2 protein-coding genes are annotated in these 7,390 nt (G+C 43.7%); one reads left to right on the forward strand and one right to left on the reverse strand.

Annotation, left to right across the window (positions count from 1 at the left end):
* Window positions 1–621 precede the first annotated feature (621 nt).
* The gene (locus Q1A18_RS18845) at window positions 622–1,317 is read right to left on the reverse strand and encodes a DNA-binding domain-containing protein (RefSeq protein ID WP_299584656.1); all 696 of its coding nucleotides are present in this window, start codon (window positions 1,315–1,317) and stop codon (window positions 622–624) included.
* Between the two features lie 1,091 nt (window positions 1,318–2,408).
* Between Q1A18_RS18845 and Q1A18_RS18850 the strand changes: the two genes are divergently transcribed.
* A partial coding sequence (locus tag Q1A18_RS18850; protein ID WP_299584659.1) for a DUF11 domain-containing protein occupies window positions 2,409–7,390 on the forward strand: 4,982 nt, incomplete at its 3' end.

The following is a 7,390-nucleotide window of genomic DNA, read 5'->3' on the forward strand; positions in this document are numbered from 1 at the left end:
TCCGAACAGAGAAGTTAAGCCCGCCAGCGCCGATGGTACTGCAGAAATGTGGGAGAGTAGGTCGTCGCCTTTCTTTTAAACCCACTGTTCCAAGGAGCAGTGGGTTTTTTATTGTAAGGAAGTTTTCAATACGTGTTCAGTCTATGGCTTCATGCTCATGTCCTACAAGCCTTAAGTGCCTTGCACCTTTCCTATTTATGTTTTAATTCCCTTATTTCGGCATAAATACTTTTGGACACTGTTCTTCCTATAGAGCCGAAGAGTTGCCTTCTTATCTTTTAAACGCGCTTATTCGCGGTGTTTGTGAATTCAGCATATCCAGTCCATATCTGGTGGAAGGAGCAAGCTGCTCAAGATGCTTGAGTAGGCTGGCCCGATTTTCCGGGCAGCTTAGCCACGAGGCTTGGGTGCACTACCCGGACTGCTTGGCTACACTACCCAGAGTACTTGGGTACACTACCCGGACGGCTTGAGTAAGCTGGCCAGAATGATTGGGTGGCTTGATCAAGTTCATTGAATAGACTGGTCAAGGGTAAGAAATGAGGAGGATCAATATAAAAACTGCCCTTGTGGGTGCATAAATGCAAACAAGGGCAGTGAGGGCTTAACCATTTACAACAACTATACTCTGACGAGTTTCGCATCAAGCCTACCGGCTGAGATATTTTTGTGTCCGTAAATAAGGGTGCGAACTTCCACCTCGAACTCTCCGGGCGGTAGTGGCGGAACCAGAAAATGAAGCTCACCGGGTTTATTAAGCGAAACGACGGTTACCTTGGCTTCATTGTTGGTGGCATCTATAAAGAAGATGCCCTGCGCAGGGTCGGATGGATCGAATTTGAGGTAGCTGCCCCTTAACCGGGCAAGGCCACCGGCACTGACTTGCTCGTTGACACTGTTGAGTGATACATCGACAAACTGTTCAATGATTGGGCGTATTCGCTCACCCTTCACTTTTTGTGTTTTGATGGCTGCTGCTGCCTGCCGCAATTCGTTACCGGGCAACAGGTTTAAGCGAACCATATGCCGGCCCGGATCGTAGGTGTCATCCAGCCCGTTAAACACGCCTTTTATGCTTAGTCCAACATTGAATAAAGGCGTGGTGATGTGATGCCCCATAGCGGCTTGTTCGCAAACCACTTCGCGTTCCATTTTCAATACGGCCAGGATGTCGGTTTCAGTCAGCGTGGAGCCTCGTACCAACATCAGTTTTACCAGGTCGTCCTGGTTCAGGCTTGTTCCATTGGTTGTCACCGCCATGTAATCGTCCGGATCACTGGTCAGGTGATTCTCAAATAAGGCATAATTTAAAGCCATAATTACTGTTTTTTGAGTGTGAAAAGAAAAGATGAATCAGAATAAGTTAAAGCTGGCAGTGAGCGGTTAGCCGGGCTTAACTTATAAGTGTATCAGAGCACCCGTGGCATTGGTAGGCTGTCGTCAATGGGATATACGACTGGATAGAATATTACCTGCCAATGGGTAAAACAGAACATTATTCATCTGTTTATTCCGCGTGGGCTAAAAAGGTTCCTTGCTTAGGCTTGTGTTATTAAACATCACTCTTGCGAAAGATGAGTAGGCGCTGGCCTTTTAAGCGTAAAACAGTGGGGTCTCAATGCATGGGTACCTTCTTGCTTATTCTTTGATTTTCCCGATATGTTATTAACATCTTTTGAACGATCAAATTCCCGGGTTTGGAATTCAGGTAATTGCCTGTTAGAACCGATTGCTTTCAGTTTTTTAATTGATCATAATAAAGAAGTGGTGAAGACTTAGTAAACTGCTTATATATGCCATTTAGCCTTCTTGATACTTTGCTTAAAGAATCGTCATTTTCTCCCCGCTTTCGCGCAGATATAAACAATTATTTGTTGATAAACCTCTCGTAAATGGTCAAATATTACCCATTTCGCATAAGAAATCCCAGCTTTTAATAGCTGAGAACCGGTTTTAGCTATCTGATAAATGCCATTTGATTGGTCAAGTCTGCTTTCTCTTTTTAACATATTGACTCGGATTCTTTATTGCCGTAACTTGATTACCAAAGCTGATTTGCAGTCGTGTATATCTTCCTCTAAAAGGGATGAAAAAGCAAGGCGTGCAACTAGTTATCATAAAACTAAAACGTAACTATAAACGATTCCTATGAAGCAATGCTCTACTTTGATTTGGCGGGTAAGTTACTTAAGCAACAAACTGACTTCTTTTGGTTGCGGTTCGGTTCGCAATTCACTGCTCAGACTGAATCGTATGATTCTTCTACTCTCTCTATCTGGCCGTCAGGCTTTGGATTATTTCCAGGATATCCAACTCGCGTGTATTCGTCAGTTTCTGGCTAATGCATCGAAAAATACTTTCCAACGAACTTCAATTGACAGGTGTGGCAACATTAAAACAGTACAAGTATGAAAACAAAAGTTTATAAAAATATGAGGTGGCTAAAGCAGCTTGTTTTAATGAGTGCCATGGTATTGATGGCCACAGCTGGTTTTGCACAGGAGAACCTCTCGATTGAAATGACTGGTGATTCGGATGTGGAGCCAGGGGATGATATTATCTATACAATTACTTATAGTAATACGGGTGATCAAATTGCTCATGATGTGAAGATCACCTTGCAATTACCAACTACTCCAGATTACTATACCTTTGTAGAGGCGAGTCCTGATGGGAATTATGATGAAGATGCTCATACGGTTACCTGGAATAAGGATTTTATCCCCCAGTTGGAATTGATGGGGGCAGGGCCATATGTGATTCATGTTAGGATTAGAGCTGGTGTAAGAGGAACTAAATATGGCTATTCGTCATCTGGGTTTTATATGCCTAACGGGACGCTTACAGAACTTACAAGTACAGCAAGTATTAAAAGTACTGCAACAACCAATCCTAAAACAACTTCACTAATCACCAGAGTAACGCAATTTTCCGATACGGAGGTGACTGATGTCAACGGAATCATTAAGTCGGCAACAGGTGCCTCGACTTACCACTTAGTGAAAGTTGAAAATAGAGGAAATATCTATGACAATTTTAATTTGTTTATTGATGAAGATAGCATTCGGGGATATGATTGTTATCCTGACATAAATGGAGATAAAGATTTTCAGGAACTTGATGGCACGATTATCGATTTGAATAATCAAAATGTAGCGGAAACAGGGTGGTTAGGACCAGGGGAATCGAAATATTTCTTTGTTAAAAAAGTTTCTCCTTCAGGAACCAATCCGAGTAGTGGTTCGGGCGATAAATGGAATTGTATGGATATTAATGCGAGATCCATTGTTAGTGGGTTAGAGCGTGATGGCCGGACTCAGACACTCATTGTAGGAAATGTGAATGAGCCATTAATAACGCTAACTAAGATTGCTACTCCTGATCCGGTTGAACGCGGAGGAGTTCTAAATTATACCATTTATATATTTAACTCCAATGATAAATCTTCAGCAGTTGCCACAAATCCTATTTTAACAGATTTCTTCCCGGAAGGAGCAAGCTATATCCCGGGAAGCGCAACTTATGAAGTGGGGATTGGTAATGGACTAAGTGACCCAGTATCGTTTAGTTATAATGAAACAGAAGGAACTGCAACTTGGGGATTGGATCCTATTTTCGATGGACCGGACAATGCAATTACTGTGAAATTTCAACTTCTCGTTGATGCAGAGGGTGACTGTAAAGGATCGCTCACTAACATTGCTCATTTAACCTATGATGGTTTATCTACTCCCACAGGGGATACAATAACAACAAGCATTGTATCTCATCCGGATTTAGCAATTACAAAGGAGTCGACAAAATCGGAAGCAGAACCAGGCGAACAGGTAACCTATACCTTAACTTATTCGAACGAAGGGACTTGTCCGGTAGAGAATGTCAAGATTACGGATACGTTTGATTCAGGAAAGCTGAGCTATGTTAGCAACACGGGAAACGGTGTTGTAGATGGCAATGAAATCACTTTTGACTTAGCTTCAATTGATCCAGCTTCCGGGGGAACTTTATATCCGGGAGATCAGGGATCATTTAATGTTACCTTGGCGGTGAAAAGTGCAGCCAATTTTACAGTTGGAGGAACCTATCTGTTGAATAATACTGCTATTATTGATGGAACTGATACCGGCACAACAGAAATAGACGAATTCAACAACACCTCCTCCTGGGCGATTGCAGTTAAAATTCTACCTGACTTAAAAATTGAAAAGACCGTATCACCAGCACTTGAGCCTGGAATGGAAAGCACTTATACTTTAACGATAACAAATGAAGGTGACAAGCCTGCGGTTAATGCCGTCGTTAAAGATCTCTTACCGGATGGACTAACTGTTGGTGCTATTTCTGATGGAGGTGTAAATACTTCTGGTATTATTACCTGGCCAACAATCCCAAGCTTTGCCGTTGGTGATGAAGTTACCTATACGGTGACGGTTACTCCTGAATGCTCGGCAATTGGATCGATTACGAATAGGGCAGAAGTGTGGTCGGATACGCCCGACAAAGATGAGTTGAATAATGTTATTGAACTAACATCCGCACTTGCAGATAATACCTCTCCGGTTGTTTCTGCTGTTGATGGAAGTTCAACAGTAAATTGCCTGGCCAATGCACTTGAACCTGCTGTTGTTCCAACCGCATTGGATAATTGTGATGGTATTATCGTAGGTGTTTTGGAGGGGTATGTTGATAATCCGGATCCAATTAGTTGTGAAGGAACCCGGGTGTACACGTATTCTTATTCGGATGGTGCAGGTAATGTTTCCTATTGGACTTATACCTACACGGTTGATGTGATCGATTTTGCAATGCCTGGAGATCAAGGTTCAATAGTCGCATGTATTTCTGAAGCGACTGAACCTACACCTCCTGAAGTAAATGATCATTGCGGTAATTTAATTATCCCATCCGGGCCAGTAGAAGGCGGTAGCTATGTCGATTGTGAGGGAACTGTTACTTATACCTGGACTTACGAGGATTGTGCAGGTAATAGTCACGATTGGGTTTATACCTATACGATTGAGGTGGAAGATTTCACGGTGCCTGAAAATGAAAGTTCTACTGTCGCTTGTGTTTCTGAAGCAACTGAACCGACTCCTCCTTCAGTAAATGACAACTGTGGCAATCCAATTACCCCAACCGGGCCAGCAGAAGGTGGTAGCTATGTCGATTGTGAGGGAACGGTTACCTACACCTGGACTTATGAAGATTGTGTAGGCAATTCTCATGACTGGGTTTATACTTATACAATTGAACGGGAGGATTTCACCATGCCTGCAAATGTGACTGAAACCATCGCTTGTGTGGATGATATGGTTCCACCAACACCTCCTGTCGTGTATGACGCTTGCGGCAATGAAATCACTCCGGTGGCAGGTGCTACGCCTGCAACTCCAGCTTGCAATGGGGAGATGGTTTATACCTGGACTTATGAAGATTGTGCAGGAAATTCACACGACTGGACACATACCACTATTATTAGTGCTCCTGTGGTTATTATGCCCCCAAACGGAGTAGAGATCGTTCCCGATCCTAATGCAACTGTTGAACCTTTGCATCCTGATGTTTTCGATAATTGTGGAAGGCAGTTGGCAGTTAGTGAGGGAGTGGCTACTGATGATATTACATGCTTTGGGGCTAAAATCTGGACTTATACTTATACTGATTGTTCTGGCAAAACCTATAAATGGACCTATACTTATGCCAGTGGAGAACCAACAGTAACGATGCCTTCAAATGAAGCATCAACAGTTAGTTGTGCCATTGATGCCACAGAACCAACTCCACCTGTTATATCTGACAGCAACGGTTTTTTGTTGGATGTTAGTGAAGGTGTCCGGTCAACTGATCCGGCTTGTGAAGGAGATATTACCTGGACGTTTACCTACTTGGATTGCGTGGGAAATGCTTACGACTGGGTATATACTTACACGGTCGATATTCCTGATTTTGCCGCAAACATGCCGACAGACGGAAGCTCAACGGTAGATTGTCTGGCCGATGCTCAGGTTCAGCCTACACCTCCTGCCGTTAATGATTACTGCGGTAATCCAATTACCCCAACACTGGTGAGCACACCGGATGACATTCCTTGTACTGGCGATATGGTCTGGGTATTTAACTATGAAGATTGTGCCGGTAATAACCACGATTGGAGCTATACTTATACCATTGATATTCCGGACTTCGTGGCAAACATGCCGGCTGACGGAAGTTCAACAGTAGATTGTCTGGCTGATGCTCAGGTTCAGCCTGCACCACCTGCCGTTAATGATTACTGCGGTAATCCAATTACCCCAACCTTGGTTACCACACCTGTCGACATTTCTTGTGCTGGTGATATGGTCTGGGTATTTAACTATGAAGACTGTGAAGGTAACAACCATGACTGGAGTTACACTTATACGATTGATATTCCGGACTTCGCGGCGAATATGCCAGCAGATGGAAGTTCAACCGTAGATTGTCTGGCTGATGCTCAGGTTCAGCCGATACCACCTGCCGTTAATGATTACTGCGGTAATCCAATTACCCCAACTTTGGTGACCACACCTGATGACATTCCTTGTACTGGCGATATGGTCTGGGTGTTTAACTATGAAGATTGTGCCGGTAATAATCACGATTGGAGCTATACTTATACTATTGATATTCCAGACTTCGTGGCAAACATGCCGGCTGACGGAAGTTCAACAGTAAATTGCCTGGCTGATGCTCAGGTTCAGCCTGCACCACCTGCCGTTAATGATTACTGCGGTAATCCAATTACCCCAACTTTGGTGACCACACCAGCTGACATTCCTTGTACTGGCGATATGGTCTGGGTATTTAACTATGAAGATTGTGAAGGTAACAACCATGACTGGAGTTACACTTATACGATTGATATTCCGGACTTCGCGGCGAATATGCCAGCAGATGGAAGTTCAACCGTAGATTGCCTGGCTGATGCTCAGGTTCAGCCGTCACCACCTGTCGTAAATGATTACTGTGGTAATCCAATTACCCCAACCTTGGTGACCACACCTGCCGACATTCCTTGTACTGGCGATATGGTCTGGGTATTTAACTATGAAGACTGTGAAGGTAACAACCATGACTGGAGTTACACTTATACGATTGATATTCCGGACTTCGTGGCAAGCATGCCGGCTGACGGAAGTTCAACCGTAAATTGCCTGGCTGATGCTCAGGTTCAGCCTACACCACCTGCAGTTAATGATTACTGCGGTAATCCAATTACCCCAACTTTGGTGACCACACCAGCTGACATTCCTTGTACTGGTGATATGGTCTGGGTATTTAACTATGAAGATTGTGAAGGTAACAACCATGACTGGAGCTACACTTACACCATTGACATTCCGGACTTCGTGGCAAACATGCCGGCTGA

It is taken from the genome of uncultured Sunxiuqinia sp., from assembly GCF_947495665.1.
GTDB classification, from domain to species: Bacteria; Bacteroidota; Bacteroidia; order Bacteroidales; family Prolixibacteraceae; genus Sunxiuqinia; species Sunxiuqinia rutila.